Here is a 224-nt window from a genome sequence, read left to right on the forward strand (position 1 = left end):
TTTATACGCTTTATAAGGTTGTAATAGGTGCTGCGCGGGATACCAGACAGCTGTACGAGTGCCTTCACCGGATATTTATGCCTCAGTTCCCAGACGGCTTGTGCTTTGTCCTGTTTGGTGATTTTTCTTTGTTTCGAACTAAGGCATTCAACTTTTTTAGATACTCATTCTCCATTTCAAGCTGCTTGATACGTTCTTCGAGGGCTTCGACAGAGCTTTCAACT

At 43.3% G+C, this 224-nt stretch carries 1 pseudogene; it reads right to left on the reverse strand.

From position 1 onward, the window contains the following. Nucleotides 1–224: pseudogene (locus RJP21_RS31500) on the reverse strand (helix-turn-helix domain-containing protein); the annotation flags it as partial.

Source organism: Paenibacillus sp. VCA1 (assembly GCF_031583795.1).
Taxonomy (GTDB): Bacteria; Bacillota; Bacilli; order Paenibacillales; family Paenibacillaceae; genus Paenibacillus_AQ; species Paenibacillus_AQ albilobatus.